Annotated in this window: 14 protein-coding genes and 1 pseudogene; all 15 read right to left on the bottom strand. The window is 34.6% G+C overall.

Going from position 1 to position 14,981, the window contains the following annotated elements; translation table 11 throughout:
• Nucleotides 1–122 precede the first annotated feature (122 nt).
• The 15 genes and pseudogenes from M2139_RS01835 to M2139_RS01765 all read right to left on the bottom strand — a co-directional run bounded on the left by M2139_RS01835 (nt 123) and on the right by M2139_RS01765 (nt 14,958).
• Nucleotides 123–866: a KDGP aldolase family protein gene (locus tag M2139_RS01835; RefSeq protein WP_280736911.1), complete on the bottom strand. Its 744-nt coding sequence runs from the start codon at nt 864–866 to the stop codon at nt 123–125.
• Nucleotides 867–965: 99 nt separating this feature from the next.
• Nucleotides 966–1,628, bottom strand: coding sequence for a DUF4310 family protein (locus M2139_RS01830; RefSeq protein ID WP_280736912.1), 663 nt, complete (start codon nt 1,626–1,628; stop codon nt 966–968).
• A 32-nt stretch (nt 1,629–1,660) separates the two neighbouring features.
• Entirely contained in the window at nt 1,661–2,449 is a 789-nt protein-coding gene (locus M2139_RS01825; RefSeq protein ID WP_280736913.1) for a DUF4311 domain-containing protein, read from the bottom strand.
• A gap of 339 nt (nt 2,450–2,788) precedes the next feature.
• Nucleotides 2,789–3,145: a DUF4312 family protein gene (locus tag M2139_RS01820; RefSeq protein WP_280736914.1), complete on the bottom strand. Its 357-nt coding sequence runs from the start codon at nt 3,143–3,145 to the stop codon at nt 2,789–2,791.
• A 30-nt stretch (nt 3,146–3,175) separates the two neighbouring features.
• The gene (locus M2139_RS01815; protein ID WP_280736915.1) at nt 3,176–3,535 is read right to left on the bottom strand and encodes a glycine-rich SFCGS family protein; all 360 of its coding nucleotides are present in this window, start codon (nt 3,533–3,535) and stop codon (nt 3,176–3,178) included.
• Between the two features lie 37 nt (nt 3,536–3,572).
• The gene (locus M2139_RS01810; protein ID WP_280736916.1) at nt 3,573–3,908 is read right to left on the bottom strand and encodes a PRD domain-containing protein; all 336 of its coding nucleotides are present in this window, start codon (nt 3,906–3,908) and stop codon (nt 3,573–3,575) included.
• 10 nt (nt 3,909–3,918) lie between these two features.
• The gene (locus M2139_RS01805; RefSeq protein ID WP_280736917.1) at nt 3,919–5,775 is read right to left on the bottom strand and encodes a transcription antiterminator; all 1,857 of its coding nucleotides are present in this window, start codon (nt 5,773–5,775) and stop codon (nt 3,919–3,921) included.
• Between the two features lie 521 nt (nt 5,776–6,296).
• On the bottom strand, nt 6,297–6,902 hold the full coding sequence (gene yqeK, locus M2139_RS01800; RefSeq protein WP_280736918.1) for a bis(5'-nucleosyl)-tetraphosphatase (symmetrical) YqeK: 606 nt from the start codon (nt 6,900–6,902) through the stop codon (nt 6,297–6,299).
• Nucleotides 6,903–7,019: 117 nt separating this feature from the next.
• The gene (locus M2139_RS01795; RefSeq protein WP_280736919.1) at nt 7,020–8,114 is read right to left on the bottom strand and encodes a glycerol dehydrogenase; all 1,095 of its coding nucleotides are present in this window, start codon (nt 8,112–8,114) and stop codon (nt 7,020–7,022) included.
• A gap of 24 nt (nt 8,115–8,138) precedes the next feature.
• Entirely contained in the window at nt 8,139–8,822 is a 684-nt protein-coding gene (locus tag M2139_RS01790; protein ID WP_280736920.1) for a fructose-6-phosphate aldolase, read from the bottom strand.
• 314 nt (nt 8,823–9,136) lie between these two features.
• Nucleotides 9,137–9,982, bottom strand: a pseudogene (locus tag M2139_RS01785) (sugar-binding domain-containing protein).
• A gap of 357 nt (nt 9,983–10,339) precedes the next feature.
• Entirely contained in the window at nt 10,340–11,131 is a 792-nt protein-coding gene (locus tag M2139_RS01780) for a formate/nitrite transporter family protein (RefSeq protein WP_280736921.1), read from the bottom strand.
• Nucleotides 11,132–11,263: 132 nt separating this feature from the next.
• Nucleotides 11,264–11,572 carry a nitrite reductase (NAD(P)H) small subunit gene (locus M2139_RS01775; protein WP_280736922.1) on the bottom strand — a complete coding sequence of 103 codons (309 nt, stop codon included), beginning with the start codon at nt 11,570–11,572 and terminating at the stop codon, nt 11,264–11,266.
• Entirely contained in the window at nt 11,572–13,998 is a 2,427-nt protein-coding gene (gene nirB, locus M2139_RS01770; protein WP_280736923.1) for a nitrite reductase large subunit NirB, read from the bottom strand. Before nirB ends, M2139_RS01775 begins: the two co-directional genes overlap by 1 nt.
• Before the next feature lie 252 nt (nt 13,999–14,250).
• Entirely contained in the window at nt 14,251–14,958 is a 708-nt protein-coding gene (locus M2139_RS01765; protein WP_280736924.1) for a CbiX/SirB N-terminal domain-containing protein, read from the bottom strand.
• Nucleotides 14,959–14,981 lie beyond the last annotated feature (23 nt).

Below are 14,981 nucleotides of genomic sequence, written 5' to 3'. Positions count from 1 at the left end.
CATGCTAAAAAGCACCTCCTGTTAAATTCATTTTACTTGAATTCAACAAGAAGTGCTTTTTTATTATGTCCCACTATTCTGGGTCAGTTCCTTTTATTAGTAATTTGCTTAACTTTTTTTCTTTATGCTTTTAAAGTATTTTTAGCCATCACTAATAACGTCGCCACATCTTCCGGACGCGTGTCACCAGTTGCTGAATCAATAATTGAGCTGTAAATATGGGGAATGATTTTCTTCACACCTGCATCAACGGCGATTTGAACAATTTCTTCAAAATTCTCTAAATCAATACCGCCAGTTGGTTCTAAATAGAAATCATATTTCGCGCAAGCCGCTGCTACCGCTTTGTATTCTTCAATGTGAGCTAAACCTTTCATTGGGAAATATTTAATTGAGCTACCGCCCATATCTTGCAACAACTTAATCGCTGTTTCAATCGGTACAATGCCTTCTACTCCTTGTGAACTTAAAGGACCAGTTGCGATATTAACATAGCCAACTTTGCCAGTTGGTGAAACTAAACCGTTAATCACCGTATCACTTTGACCTAACAAGACTCTTGAAGTCCCTACGCCAGTGAAAACTTGATTCACGTGTTGCGGTTGTAAAACGCCAGAAATTCGTGAAACCATTTGGCTTTGATTAGGGTCGCCGGCACCTAAGCCAACAGATAACGCATTGTTAGTGGCTGCTTGATATTTTTTCATATCTTCAATGGCTGCTTCATCAGTTGCGTAATTTTTTGATAATACTCCTAAAACTACATAACCTTCCGCTGCTTCGTAACAAGCTTCAGCGTTTGCTACTGAGTTTGCTAAAACATTTAAACAAATTCGATTTTCTAAATAACTTGGTTGTACGTTCATTTTTAGTCCCTTCTATAGTTCACTATTTATTTAAAGCTGCCGAAGCATGCTGAAAAAATCAGCTTGATAGTTTCGACAGCTTATATTTTTACACTTTAATTAACCTAATTCTACTGGGAAAATTGTTCCAAAAAGCATTGCGCCTAAAATTGCGCCACCAGCGATTGGCTTTTTCCACATATAGAAAATAATCGCGCCAATTGTTGAACCAATTCCGATTGGAATAGAAGCTGAAGCCGCACTTAAAATGATTAATGGACCTAAGAAACGGCCAGAAGCATTCCCTGCTCCCATCATAATATCAGCACCAAAAGTTGAATTAGATTGATTAATCGTAAATTTACGAATCAAAATAATTACGCCACCAACAACTACACCTAAACCTGCACCAGTTAATAAAGATAACGCAAAGTTTTCAACAGGAGCATTAATCCCCATACTTAGAAGAATTGCTGGGACCCCAATACCGATACCGGTTAAGATTGAGCCACCTAAATCCAAAATCCCTACTAAAGAGCCTTCTAAAATACGTGCGAATAAGAAACTAGCACCAAAAGCTGCCGCTGCTCCATAAGAACCGCCATCTAAACCAGCTTTTAACATCGCAACGATTGAAACTTCATTAAAGGCCCCTACGCCATGTTGCACATACATATGTGTTCCTGCAAATACTGCTGCTGACATTAAACCCACTAAAATCGGAAATGACCAATCAGCGTACCAAAAACTTTTCTTTTTTTGTTCTTCTGTTAATTGTTCCATTAAGATAGAACCCCCTCATAAGCTGCTAATTTTTATTTTACTGTAAAGACGTTATGCAAGTTTTCTAACCAAGTTGGTACTTCCACTTTGAAACTTTCTAATAAGTTCATATCAAATCCACGGAAGAAACCACTAAATACAAATAATAAAATTGCTGCTACTAAAATAACTTTAGTGATTTTTGTCCAACCTTGATCGTCAACACCTTTACCAATTAAAATACCTAATACAACACCAGGTACCGCGTTCCCCATGATCATTTGAGCAACACCACCAAAAAGTGTACCCCAAAAGCCTGAACGTTTACCTGCATCTAAAGCTGCTAACCAAAATAGTACAGGCATTACAACATTAATTAACGTTGTTGCTGCTGGTACCAATACGGCTGTTGCGGTTACTTGTAAAGCTGGTGAAACATGCATTGCTGCACCTGCTGAAACATTTAGGAAAGTTACAACTAACATTCCGATAATACCGCCAACAATCCCCATTTTTTTAGGATCATGTAATGTTTCTTCAACATTTTTATTTTTAGCTAATAACACTGCAGCTGCCCAGTTAGGAATAATCCGGTGAGTAACATCCTGTGTAAATGCCCCCGCACCTAAAGCAGATGCCCATGAATTAAAGAAGAACCCTAATCCAAATGAAAAATGTGATGCTGCATCGCCTTCTGCGGCGTTCAACTCACCCATTGTTCGAAAGGCTCCAAGCCCCTGAGATGTTGGTGCATGATACATTCTCGCTGCACCAGCACCAGCAGCAAAACCAAGTAAGCCACCAATAATTACTGATTTAGTCAAAATAAGAAATAAATCCACTGTTTTTCCTCCTTGCTCATTTTAAGGTAATAATTTTTCTGATGAAAAATTAGTCCTATTTTCGCGCCGTATATCATTCCACTAGTTTAATTCTTTGATAAGTGGAACTGACATCCTTGCTCATTTTAAAGTCTTAGTTTTTCTGACGAAAAATTAGTCTTATTTTCACGCTGTATATCATTCCATTAATTTTTTGAATAAAAGGAAGCTAGTTCATGCTTTAGTATTAAATTTTTTCACAAAAATTTAATGCTATCTTCACTACGCATACCATTCAACTAACTTAACACTTTGATAAGCGGAACTGACATCCTTGCTCATTTTAAGATAATATTTTTATTAAATTCTTTTTGAAGTAAAAGGGATACGAATTGAAGTTGCCTCGTGTTCACTAGATTTTTCAAAAGCTAGTGCTTCTGCTTGAATCATTAACATTTCTGTTGTTACTTGTAATTCAACTTCATAAGAGATGCGCTCTCTGGGCATGAAAAAGAATAGAAATTTTTCAGTATAGCAAACTTCTTTAGCTGAGAGAACTTCCACACTTTTTGGTTCAATTCGTAAAATTACCTGATCAGGATGCTCTTTAAGAATTGTCTTTTGAATTTTAGTTAGTCCATCAGAGATAGCTGCTGCTTTCGTTTCAGCTCGTCCTTTAACTCGTACTACCTTATTCTTTTTCTCTTCAATCGCCACCAGTTAACCCTCCAATTTTTTTACTTTAAATTATTGATCACCATATTTTTTGATGTAAGCTGCTGTTAAACGTTTGCCTAATTCTTCTTGATCCATGAAACCAAAACCTAAAACAGTTTTACCTTCTTCAATGGCAGTTACGCCTTCTTCAACTGAACGCATACCATGTCTTTCAGGATAGCCATATTTTGTTGCAGCTGTTAAGGCACCCGCGCCACCACTACCACAGAAAGAAATACCCATATCAGCATTTTCTTGTTGCATCACATCGCCTAAACGCATATCTGCTCCCATACCAGGAACGACAACTGCACGGCCGCCTGCTGCTTCAACACCTTTTGCTACGTTTTGACCTTTACCTAATCTGTCGGCAATAACTACTGTAATCATTTGAAATTCCTCCATCTTTTTAGATTATTTTTATTCACTAATTCATTTTTGCTGATTCAAAATGAATTGATAACACATAAGCTTCTTCTTTAGGCATACCACCTATTTTTTCAGCAATTCTTTCAGCCAAAGCAATTGATTCTGCTGATACTTCTGTAAATAGTGAAATATCGACATTTTGTAATTCTTCTTTGTTAAGCCAGCGTTTAATCATTTCGTTTAAATGATTAACTAAGATTGTCCATTGTAATTCAGTTGGCTGAATTGCCAATTCATCAAGGGCTGCTTTAGTAAAAACAACAACTTCAGTCAATTGACTGGCATGAGGGCTTTCTTCAACTATTTTCTTTGCATCTGCTGATAAATGTTCCATTCTACTTTCCTCACCTCTTTTGAATATATTGTAAAAGTGCAATTATTTCAGCTTGGCTGACGGATAACTCATTTTCAATAAAAACTTTTTCAATATGTTCGACATATTTGCCATAACTATAAAAATCTTCTTTTGAGATGTAACCTTCATCTTTATACTGTTCATCAAAATAAATCCGGTGAACCATCAAAAAAACATGAAGTAAAAAGGCATCTTTAAACTCATCAATTAATTCATCATAGAAAAGACTCATTAATTTTTGATAGATAACAAAACCTTTAACAATTAAATCTAGACTTGTTTCCTTCAACTCTTTAAAATTGCCACGTTTACTGATTTTTTGTTTCTTTTGAACTGCGATGGTTTCTGAAGCCATCCCTTTAATGATTGTTTTAATTGTTTGAATATCTTCCTTTGTAGGTAAAGCATGAACTTTGACAAAAGGAACGCCAATATCTTCCATCGGGAAAATACTAATAACTAAATCTGGCTTTTTCTCTTTAATGATATCTTCAGCATTTAAAACAGAGGCAAAATCAACCACTTCAATATTTGGAATTTCTTCCATAATTGTTTGCTTAATTAAGCTGGTAACTCCTAAACCTGTTGAACAAATATAAACAGCTCGCACAAATTGTTTTTCCTTTTGCTCTCGCTCAAAGAAAACCAGAAAATGTAAAGCAATGTATGCCACAAAGGATTCATTAACTAAATTAGGTGCGCTAGTAATGATTTCTTTACAAGCTTCTTCAATCGCTTCAAATAATTCCGGATGCATCCGTTTGATATCTTCAATAAAAGGATTATATTCATTTACAAAAACCCTTTTTTTACCTAAACGTAAAGAGAGATGGGCAAATAAATTTGTAAATAATTGCGGATCTGAAGCAAAGCTAATCTTCAGTTTTTTTGAAACCGCATCAATAATTTCTTTAGTAATTTGAACGATATCTTGCTGGTTATTAAATTCAAAAGCATCACTAAAAAGATAAGAATATTCATCTTCTAATAAAGGTAGTTCATATAGCTGAAAAACTTCTTTCATTAGTTGGAAGGTCAAATCATTTCTTTCAGATAATCGATTTTGATTTGCTAACATCTTGTAAGAACCAATCGTTTGATTTAACAACATTCTTGAAGTCGCAATGGTTACTCTAAAAGAAAGTGATAGCAACTCAGCGTAATTCAATTGGTTGAAGGTAAGATTCTTTAATAAATTTGCTAGCGTTTCAATTACATTTTTAAAAATGCTGAAAAAAGTTGATTCTTTACTAAAATAAATACTGTCACTTAAAGGCTTTTCTTCACTAACTAAACGATTCATAATTTGATAAATATCATATTCTGACAACTCATTTTGTAGCAAAACCTCTAAAACATTACGACGATTTTTTTCCACCCCGCCAATTGATAAGCCATAACCTGAACGCTTCTCCAAAGTTACATTATACTTAGCTAACATCGCAGTTGCTTCTTCTAAATCACTAGTAATCGTATTTTTAGAAACCTCCAACCAGTCAGCAATTTCTTGGGTAGAAACATAACCATTTGATTGCAACAAACGAAAAATTAAACTTTTCACACGATTATCCTGTACAGGGAGTGGCGCGACTGCAGCACTCTTGCTTAAGGCTTTTTTCAAAGATTGTCGTTGTTTTTCAGAAATCTCTAACCAATACCCTTTGCTACGCTTTGAAAATAATTGGCAATTTTGTTCTTTCAACCAGTCTCTAATATTATCAAGATCATATTTGACACTACGAAGACTGACATTAAACTTATCCGCCAACTCTTTCCCGGTAATGGAAGAGTCAATCTCTAAAATATGAGCAAGAATAGCTTGTTCGCGATTATCCAATTGAATCATTGTTTTCACCTTCCATTATCATCATAAATTGTGTTGCCTAAAGCCTCAACACAAAATCATTGCACCTATATAAGTGCAATTTCATATTTATTTTTATTTGTAAAAAAACTAAGTGCAAAAATAAATCCCGATAAGTGCAATAATAGAAATTAGCAAATTTATTTATCATTGCACTTTCATAGCTGAATTGTTAAACAAACGACAGCTTTACTTTTAACAATCATTGAAATCAATGGTTTCATTTTAACATCAAATTTTATAAAGTTGCCTCTCATTATTTTTGAAAAAAAATTATTGTTTGATAATTTCTGCTAGTTAGTGCAATTGCATTTTTGGATAAACTCATTTTAAGGATCGTTTTATAAAAATATTTAATTAATATAAACAAGAAATATAATGAATAATAAAGAAAAATAGCGAAGAATTTAGATGAAGCTAGTCAATTTCAAAAAAATAAGTATATTTTCCTGAAATTGACTAGCTATTATTTTTGGAGTAATTAAAAGGTATTAGATAAAAATTTAACTTAAAGCAATTTGTTTTTCTAAATCTTGTTTGGCCTCTATTAACCAAGGATGAACAACAATTATGTCGTTAGCCAATAGCCATTCAATATAATAAAGACAATCTTTATCTAACGATTCTGTTAAACTAGCCAGCAAATCAGTTAAATAAAGTGGCTGCCCTTCTCGATCCCAGCGTATTTTATCAGCAATAAAAACAATTTTATCTAGCTGCGTGGCTTGCTTCTTCAAAGTAGTATGACAAGCAATTGCAGAGTTCACTTCAGAAATAGTTAAATTAAAAATTTCTGTTGTTAAAATGGCTGACTGTCTTTGATGCAAAATCATTGGCAACTGTCTTTCGGCTGGATAAATTTCTAAGTTTAATGCTTCATGGAACTGGATTCTTTTTTCATTAGGAATTACGCCACTAACATCATGAAACAAGCCTGCTAAATAAGCTGACTCTTCGGATTCACCAAATTTTCTCGCTAATTTTTCAGCTTCTTTGGCAACCTCCAAAGAATGTTGATAAATTTTTTCTTTTTTGAAAAAATGCAAATATTCTGCGACTTGCTCTTCAAGTATCGACGTGGAAAAATCTATTTTGTAATCTACAAGCATCTCGCTATCTCCATTAAGTCTTTTTATAAACTTTAACAGTTATAGTAGAAATTGTCATTTTTCTTTAGCAAAAAAGCTTCCTTATCCGAAGATAAGAAAGCACCTTTTATAACAAATCTATTTTAATGATTGAACGTAGGCATCTACTGCAAACAAAGCATCTGTTACATCCTCGGCAGAAAAATCAGCTGCCATTTGATGAATTGTTTCGCCATCTTGTGTCGCTAATTTACCAACTTTTAAAAGTTCTTCATAAGTGATATTTTCAATTTTCAAATCTTTAAGCGTTGTTGGTAACTCTAATGCTTGATAGAAAGCAATAAATTTATCCAACATTGCTTTGGGTTTATTTTCTAAAAACAGTTGTGTTAAAGTACCATAAGCTACTTTTTCTCCATGAGTTAAAGTATGAATTTCCCCATGTAAAGCGGTAAAGCCATTATGAATCGCATGAGCTGCTGCTAGGCCACAACTTTCAAAACCAATTCCACTTAATAAAGTGTTAGCTTCAACAACAGCCTCTAAAGCTGGCGTAACAACATTGGCACGGCAAGCTTCCATCGCTTGAAAAGCATTGGTGAACAACACATCTTCACATTTAGCAGCAATCGCTTCTGCGGCTAAAGTAGGTGTAGCACCACCCATTGTTTTACCATGTGCTTCAATAACTGAACGGCCTTCCACCCAAGTTGCTAAAGCATCCGCAATTCCTGATGCTAACAGTCTACATGGTGCTTTCGAAACTACTGCAGTATCTAATAAAACTAATTCTGGATTTTTTTTGTAGAATAAGTATTGCTCAAAAACACCCTCTTCTGAGTAAATAACTGATAAAGCAGAGGTCGGTGCATCAGTTGAAGCAATGGTTGGCACTACAGCCACAGGAACCGTTAAATTATCACTGATTGCTTTTGCAGAATCAATTGTTTTGCCACCACCTAAACCAATTACTACATTACATTGGTTCGTTTTAGCAATCTCAGTAACGCGATTAATTTCTATAGTTGAAGCTTCACCATTAAAAGGAACCCGTGTGATTGTCATGCCAGCTTTTTCTAAATTGCTTTTAAACTCTTCCCCAACAATTCCCCAAACAACATCATCACAAAGCAACAGACCCTTATCGCCTAAACTTTTAACGTGAGAAATCCCTGTAGATAAAACACCTTTTCCTTGAACATATTTTGCTGGGCTTACAAATACTTTTTCCATAACTAAAACCTCCTAAAATTTTTATTATTTAAGTGAAGAAATCGTTACGCCTTCACCAAAAATGACTTCCCAATCGCTTGTAAAATCAGCGACAGCTTGCTTAATCGATGGCATTGCAAAAGCTTGCTTAATTATATCTACACCCATTGTGGCAGCCTGCGCGCCATTTTCTAAAGCACTATTTACTTGTCCGACATTTTTAAAGCTAGCAGCTAAAATTTTGGTTTTACTATTGGTACGAGCAATTTCTTTTGCCATTTCACCAACAGCGTCTCTAGGATCAATATTCAAATTTTCCATGCGATTATAATAAGGGGCAATATAATCTGCACCCGCTGCAATTGCTAAATAAGCTTGAAATTTAGTATAAATTGCTGTAGCGGTTACATTTATACCTTGTTGTTTAAGTGTCTTAATCACTTTCAATCCCTCTGTGCTTACAGGAACTTTAATATAAACTTTTGAATCAATATTTTTTAAAATGGCTTCTGCATCTTTAAGCATACCTTCATAACTTGTTGCAACAACTTGCACATGTAATGATCTTTCAGCACCAAGAATTTCACGAATTTTTTTCATATGATTAAAAAAATCAATTTTCCCTTCATTTTTAACAATCGAAGGGTTCGAAGTTACGCCTGCGATTGGCAGTAGTTCCACATAATTTTTGATTTCTTCGATATTGGCTGTATCCAACATAAATTCCATAAGTAACTCTCCTCTACATTCAATTATTTACTAACACAATTTTAGAATACCATCAATCGTTCTTGCTTTCTTCTTTTCAATTTAGCCACTTTTAGAAAACGTTGTTAAATCAATCATAAAGAGGAAAAAACAAATTCAAGTCAGCACATTTGTGCAACACAATGATTTATGTAACATAAAACCGCCTCCTAACTTTATAAGAAACGGTTTTTCAAAATATTCTTATTTTATGGAAATGAGCTAACTTTTAAAAATCAATTACTAGCTATTTTTAATAAAAAACGCCTAATCTAAGCCAGCAGCTAACAATATGTTTAAATGATATTTCTTTTATCAATTCGTAATATCTCTAACACAGTTTCTTGATCAGTCATTAATGTGTTAATGTAGCCCTTTTTAAGTAAAGCCAGAATTGCTCGTGCTTTTACCTTTCCTCTAGCAATTCCGATTGAACAAGGAACTTTTTGAAGGGTCTCTAAAGATACTCCGATTCTTCTTTTATACAAATTCCCTTTAGAAACTTTTCCTTCTCGGTCAAAAAAGCAACAGCAACAGTCACCAATTGCTTCTCTCATTTTTAAGTCTTCAAAATCTTCATCATTTAATAAATCGCGCCACTTACTTTTTTTATAGCTTAAAGGTCCGCCAATTCCAACTATCACTGTATCTAATCGTTCCCAGTAACCTTTTAACTCTTCAAAATAATTGGAATTTAAAATGCCTTCAGCTAACTCCTTAGATTCTTGAATAACTGAAGCATTGACAAAAATACTTTCTCCGTGAAATTTCTTGGCTAATTCATAAACAAGAGTGTTCACATGATATTTTGAATTAATATGGCTGGGGCCACCAACAATAGGCAGAAACATCGTATTTTCTAAATATTTTTTTTCAATCTTATTTACAGCATCTCCCACGCTTGATCCCTAAGAAAGACCAACAACACTACCATTTTCGATATGTTTCCTAATAAAATTTGCTGCAACTTTAGATAATTTTTCTTCCTTTTCGTAAACCGAATCAGTTTCATCTGTCGGAACAATTTCAATCCTCTTTAAACCATATTTTTCTTTCATCTTAGTTTCTAAATCATAAATTTCAGAGTCAAAGCTATTAATCTTTACTTCCACAATCCCTTCTTCTTTGGCTTGCGTTAACATTCGACTGACTGAAGTACGATAAATATCCAGCTCTTTAGATATTTGTGATTGATTCATGCCTTCCACATAATACATATAAGCAATTTTAGCCAGAAGCTTTTGCTTTTCATTCATTTTAGTATCCTCCGTTCCCCTACATTAGCCCTTTGGTTTTAGTTTATCACAAATTTTAATTATTTTTTACATTTTCAAAAATGCAAAGCTTGTTAGTCATAAGAATACTGTAAAAAAATTATAGCAACGTTTTATATCATAAATTTCTTTTTCCTCTTTATCGAAAAGTATAAATTCTCGCATTGCAAAAAAAAAGACCTTCTTAAAATAGTTTAAGAAAGTCCATCATAATTTATTAGTTCATTAATTCAATTCTTTTTTCGTTTCACCAAAACCAACTTTGAAGGCTAAGAAGTACATACTACCAAGCACTAAGCCACCGCCAACTAAATTACCACCCCAAACAACGACAATGTTTTGAATGTATTCACTAATTGTTACGCCACCAGCAAAAACGCCTGCTGCTACTAAAAACATATTTGCTACAACGTGTTGATAACCAGCTACAACAAAAGCCATTACTGGCAACCAAGTACCAAAAATTTTACCAATAAAATCTTTGGCGCAAATATTCATGTAAACACCTGTACAAACTAAGATATTACAAGCAATTCCGTTTAAAAAAGCTTGCAGTGGCCCATCAGCCACACGACCTTGAGCTACCATAATTGTTCTTTCAGTAAAGTTACCTTGTAAAGTACCTGATAAATAACCAAAGAAATATGCAACTAGTAAAGTACCTACTAAATTAAAGAAAGTTACAACAATCATGTTTCGCAACCATTGCTTAGCCGTAATTTTCTTAGCAAATAAAGCCATTGATACAACTAACATATTACCGGTAACTAATTCGCCACCAACTAAAAGCAAGCAAATCAAGCCAATTGGAAAAACAATTGCACCGATTAAATTTACTAATGTTCCCCATTCTTTTGGCATAGTTCCCATGGTACGAATCATCGCTACTCCAGCCACGCCAATAAAAATCCCCGCCATAATTCCTAAAACTGCCATTGTTAAAAAGCTGTAATTTGCTTTCTGTTCTCCCCGTTTAATTGTTTCATCCACTAAATCTTTTGGTGTTAATGATCCCATTTTAAATCTTCCTTCTTTCAATCAACTTTTTGTATAATATTTCACAAATAAATGCAAATTTAAATAAACTAATAATTGCTAACTTGTAAGGAAAATCAGAGGTTCAAAAAGAACCTCTACTCCCTTTTACATTTAGATTGTTGTATAAATTTTTCCATCACTAATTTCGATTGGATAAACTTTAATTTGACCTTCATCTGGCTCTTGAATTTTGCCGTCTAATAAAGATATTTTATAATCTCTCATAGGTTCATAAACATAATGCTCTGCGACTGTTCCTTCAAGAATTGGCCAATTGGTAATTGGGCAATTATCTTCAACTGCATGAACAGTACCATCAGTTAGCAAGAAAATTGCGATTTTCTCACCATTAATCGTTACAGATCGTCCTACCCGCGGAACTAATTTATCAAAATCAGTTAAGTAAACTTGTTTGCTCATTATCTTTCACCTGCCATTACGATTTCACGGTTTTCAATAGAGTATAATTTTTCACGAAGATCGCGATTTTCGGTTATTTGATGCCAAGGGTCTTGACGTTTAGCAGCTGTTGCTTCATCTAGTGCTGCAACTAAGCTCTGACGTTTTTCAGGATCTAATAAGACGGTTTGAATATTTTCAAAACCGATTCTTTCAACCCAAGGTGCTGTCCGCTCACCATAAATACCAGTTTCTCGATAATATTGTAGCATTGCGCCGCATAATTCAATGACTTCTTCTTCGGTTTCAGCTGTAGTTAATAAATCAGCTTCACGAATTTCTGTTCCGCCATTACCACCAATATAAATCTGATAGCCATTTTCAACACTAATCACACCAAAATCTTTAACGCCAGATTCCACACAGCTTCGTGGGCAACCAGAAATACCAACTTTAAATTTATGAGGGGTATCAATGTATTCAAAACGTTCTTCAATTTTTAAACCTAAGCCCATGGTATCTTTAGTGCCAAAACGACAAAATTGTTGGCCGACACAAGTTTTTACTGAACGGAAAGCTTTCGCGTAAGCTTGCGCCGCAATCATATCTAATTCTTCCCAAATTGCTGGTAAATCTTGTTTTCTTACGCCATATAAACCAATTCGTTGACTACCAGTTACTTTTAATAACGGAACATTATATTTTTCAGCAACTTGGGCAATTTTAATTAGCTGTTGCGGATTCGTTTGACCAGCTCGCATTCTTGGTACTACTGAAAAAGTACCATCTTTTTGAATGTTAGCATGCAAGCGTTCGTTGACATAACGAGAATCCCGCTCATCTTTATGTTCTTCAGGAAAAGCAACTGCTAAATAAAAATTAACTGCGGGACGACATTTATTACAGCCTTCAGGATTTTTAAAATTCAGTGCTGCAAAAACTTCTTTAGTAGTTGTTAAATGTTTCGCATAAATTTGAGTCATCACTTGATCACGATTTAAATCAGTACAGCCACAAATCCCAGTTGCTGTACTAACTGCATCTCCCAGTTCATGCTCTAGCAAAGCTTGAACCTGGCCTTTACATTTACCACAAGAAGTACCAGCTTTGGTTACTTTGCCGACTTCGCCAACACTTGTTAAGCCTTTTTCACGAATTGCTTTTACAATCGCTCCTTTGGTTACACCATTACAACCACAAACCGTTTCGTCATCAGCCCAATCAACAACATTGTCTTGTTGTCCACCGTCAGCCGAAGCTAACACCGCAATTGATTGTAAATCGTCAATTTCTTGACCTTTTTTCATCATATTGTAATAGCGGCTACCATCTTCCGTATCGCCATATAAAACAATACCTTCAATGCGATTTTCTTTAATAAAGATTTTCTTATAACAATTATTTAAGCTATCAAAAGCTTCAATTGATTGTAAACCTTCCGTATTCATAATATTTCCCGCTGAATATAAATCACAACCAGAAACTTTTAAAGAAGTGAAGGTTTTTGAACCTTGATAAGCTTTAATATCAGCTTGTTCCGTTAAAACATCAGCTAAAATTTTTCCTTGTTCAAATAGCGGCGCCACTAAACCGTAGCAATTGCCATTATGCTCCACACATTCACCCACAGCATAAATATCAGCACAGCTTGTTGCCATAAAGTCATCAACAATAATTCCGCGATTTACTTCTAAATCAATTGCTTTCGCTAATTCTGTTGCTGGTCGAATCCCAATTGACATTACCACTAAATCTGTCTCTATAGATTCGCCATTACTAAATTTCAAACCAGCAACGCGCTCTTCTCCCAGAATTTCTTCAGTCACATACTCCATCAAGAATTTTAAACCTTGTGCTTCTAAATCAGCTTGTAATAATTTACCAGCTTTTTCATCTAATTGTGTTTCCATTAACCATTTCGCTAGATGAACAACAGTTACATCCATCCCTTGGTCTTGCAAACCTTTAGCAGCTTCTAGACCTAATAAACCACCACCGATAACTACCGCTTTTTTGTATTGACCAGCGGCTGCTAACATTGCTGCCGTATCATCAATCGTGCGAAAAGCTAAAACGCCGTCTTTATCTGCACCGGGAATTGGTAAAATAAACGGATGAGAACCTGTTGCAAAAATTAATTTGTCATATTTGACAGATTTACCAGAGGCTGTTTTAACCACTTTAGCGGCTAAATCCACAGCAACAACAGGATCATGATTAATTAAAGTAATTTCATTTTCTTCGTACCAGCTTAAAGGATTGGTGATAATTTCATCCACCGTCATTTTGTTTTGTAAAACATTAGATAACATGATGCGATTATAATTTGGATACTCTTCTTTACCAATAATAGTAATTTCATAGCGATTTGCATCTCGCTCTAAAATTTCTTCAATCGTACGCACACCAGCCATACCATTGCCAATCAGAACTAACTGCTCTTTCATTTTGGGCCACCTTCTGTTGAACCACGAACAAATTTGTGCAAATGCTAACTAAAATATTTTTCAATAAGCGACATCTTTAAAAATATCTCAGTACATAAGCTTGTTTCAGCAGTTCATCTAAAATAGTTTTGTTATATATTTCACAATACTCCATTTATAGAAACTTTTATATTAGGGAATCTCCTAATATTTACTCCCACAAAAAAATCTCTAACAAACTGCAAATAAATGCAATTTGTTAGAGATTTTTATTTATTTTACAAATCCCGCTGCAGTTAATCTTTCCATAATAGCTAATTTCAAATAATTAGAATCTTGTAAAGTCGCTAAAATTAAATCTTTTTCCCCCCGCTCAGCTTTAAACCAACGTGTGATTTTGCGAGCAATAAAGCCTTCAGATAAAAAAACGCGCTGAACAATTAATACATCTGAATGCTCTTTAGCAAAAGTTTGATAACTTGGCTCCCCTAAATAATTTCCAGTAAAAACTTGATAGCCTGTTGCTTGACTTACTTTTTTAGCAATCGCCACTAACTCTTGTTGCGGTTCTGGAAAATGCGGGGTACCATGGGCAATTAACAAAACATCGCGTTTTTCTGCTAGAGTCACTTTTTTTAATTGTTGAATAATAAATTCACTAATAGCATTTGTGCTACCCAGTGTTGCTAAAATTTCATAAGTAGCAGTGCTAGCTTTTAAAGTTGCAGCAACCCGATTGGGTAAATCCTCTCGTGCATGAGTAGCTGGAAATAATAAAACTGGTACAAAAACAAAATGCATAGTTGCTTGTGCTAATAACTCTTGAATCACGTCCTCTAAAGCGTGCTCATCACCTTCTAAAAAAGCAATTCGTTGCAACTGCTGATAATTTCCATAAAGCTCTTTAATCGTTTCAACGTTTGAAGTTGCTACACCGGTCTTTCTACCGTGTAATACATAAACAATCCCTGTTTTTTTCATATTGCTCATCCTTATCTACAATC

The sequence above is a fragment of the Enterococcus sp. PF1-24 genome, from assembly GCF_029893325.1.
Classification (GTDB): domain Bacteria; phylum Bacillota; class Bacilli; order Lactobacillales; family Enterococcaceae; genus HY326.
Note: the sequence above shows the minus strand (reverse complement) of the source record. Positions and strands in the feature narration are given on the sequence as shown.

What these genes read in the sequence shown, in the direction of transcription:
- M2139_RS01830 (WP_280736912.1), bottom strand. Translation starts at nt 1,628, where the DNA reads ATGGAACAATTAACAGAAGAACAAAAAAAGAAAAGTTTTTGGTACGCT.
- M2139_RS01835 (WP_280736911.1), bottom strand. Translation starts at nt 866, where the DNA reads ATGAACGTACAACCAAGTTATTTAGAAAATCGAATTTGTTTAAATGTT.
- M2139_RS01775 (WP_280736922.1), bottom strand. Translation starts at nt 11,572, where the DNA reads ATGAGCAAACAAGTTTACTTAACTGATTTTGATAAATTAGTTCCGCGG.
- yqeK (WP_280736918.1), bottom strand. Translation starts at nt 6,902, where the DNA reads ATGCTTGTAGATTACAAAATAGATTTTTCCACGTCGATACTTGAAGAG.
- M2139_RS01810 (WP_280736916.1), bottom strand. Translation starts at nt 3,908, where the DNA reads ATGGAACATTTATCAGCAGATGCAAAGAAAATAGTTGAAGAAAGCCCT.
- M2139_RS01795 (WP_280736919.1), bottom strand. Translation starts at nt 8,114, where the DNA reads ATGGAAAAAGTATTTGTAAGCCCAGCAAAATATGTTCAAGGAAAAGGT.
- M2139_RS01815 (WP_280736915.1), bottom strand. Translation starts at nt 3,535, where the DNA reads ATGATTACAGTAGTTATTGCCGACAGATTAGGTAAAGGTCAAAACGTA.
- M2139_RS01765 (WP_280736924.1), bottom strand. Translation starts at nt 14,958, where the DNA reads ATGAAAAAAACAGGGATTGTTTATGTATTACACGGTAGAAAGACCGGT.
- M2139_RS01790 (WP_280736920.1), bottom strand. Translation starts at nt 8,822, where the DNA reads ATGGAATTTATGTTGGATACAGCCAATATCGAAGAAATCAAAAATTAT.
- M2139_RS01780 (WP_280736921.1), bottom strand. Translation starts at nt 11,131, where the DNA reads ATGGGATCATTAACACCAAAAGATTTAGTGGATGAAACAATTAAACGG.
- M2139_RS01805 (WP_280736917.1), bottom strand. Translation starts at nt 5,775, where the DNA reads ATGATTCAATTGGATAATCGCGAACAAGCTATTCTTGCTCATATTTTA.
- nirB (WP_280736923.1), bottom strand. Translation starts at nt 13,998, where the DNA reads ATGAAAGAGCAGTTAGTTCTGATTGGCAATGGTATGGCTGGTGTGCGT.